The organism is Leptolyngbya cf. ectocarpi LEGE 11479, assembly GCF_015207065.1.
Taxonomy (GTDB): Bacteria; Cyanobacteriota; Cyanobacteriia; order Phormidesmidales; family Phormidesmidaceae; genus Leptothoe; species Leptothoe ectocarpi.
Genome location: NZ_JADEXP010000652.1, coordinates 1 through 1,024, shown reverse-complemented (window position 1 = coordinate 1,024; position 1,024 = coordinate 1). Strand labels below are relative to the sequence as shown.

General features: G+C 50.6%; 1 protein-coding gene. It reads right to left on the bottom strand.

The annotated features are described in order from the left end of the window. Positions 1-218: 218 nt before the first annotated feature. Positions 219-1,024 (bottom strand): hypothetical protein (locus IQ260_RS30750; protein WP_228016586.1); only part of this gene is annotated, 806 nt, incomplete at its 5' end.

Here is a 1,024-nt window from a genome sequence, read left to right as displayed (position 1 = left end):
CTCTAGAAGTTTTGTTAAAATTATCAACGAATCGTAAATTAATGGACACAATATCTTAGATAGTTTTAATCACCTACTCAGAATTACAAAGCTGTCAGCTTCAAGAAATTTAGAAAGCTTAGCTCATATCGTAATTGACCAATTCTTTAGAGCTTAATTTTTTCCAATACAAGATGACTCATCTGCGTCGAGTTCTAAGAACCACAAAGCCTTCTTGATTAAATTTCCCCCTGCCACGTCAGCGTCTGCTCCGCCGAGTTATTCCCGTAGGAGCGAATGATCGTTAGCTCCACCTGGGCTCGGGTGCCGCCGCTAAGCAACTGAGAGCGAATCGGCAATCGGCCTAGCGATAAAGTAAAGCGATTATGGTCCTGCTGCACTAGATCTGCTGGCACCGCTCCTTCATACTCCAGATCATAGCGGCGACGGCGACCGTCACTGCCCGACGTGCTGTAGCGCACCTCAAACCGGGTCTCTAGCTGATCCGAGCGCTGGGCCAGGTCCACTACATTGACTTCAAAGGTACGGCTACGACCATCAACGCGTCCCACCGCCAGCTGCGTTACCTCCGCTACCGGCACGATGCCATCAACTCGATAGGTGGTCAGGGTGTCTTGTTCGATGGTGTCTCCCAGCAGCCAGTAAGCCTCAGGAAAGCCAATACTGACCTGACCATTGGGCTGTAGCTCCAGGTCAACAGAGTCCGTAAAGCCCTGGGAGGGCTGCGAAGCCTGCCAATCTAGAGCAAATTGTCGCTCAATGTGGCCGGTATAAACCTCATAGTCATTAGCGATGATCGAACCAGGAGCAAGCAAGTTTTTAGCACCGCTGCGGGTCTCCCAAAGATTCTTTGACAGGGTAACCGTTGAATTGGCCAAGCTGGAAACTGTATGGGACTGACTCGGTGCTTCCTGGGGTAGGGGGTCCACTTGATTAATCAAGGCAAGCTGACCCAGGCTGCCAGTTTCGCCATCCCGACCGTTACGACCATCGGTGCCATCATCGCCGTCATAACATTTGTATT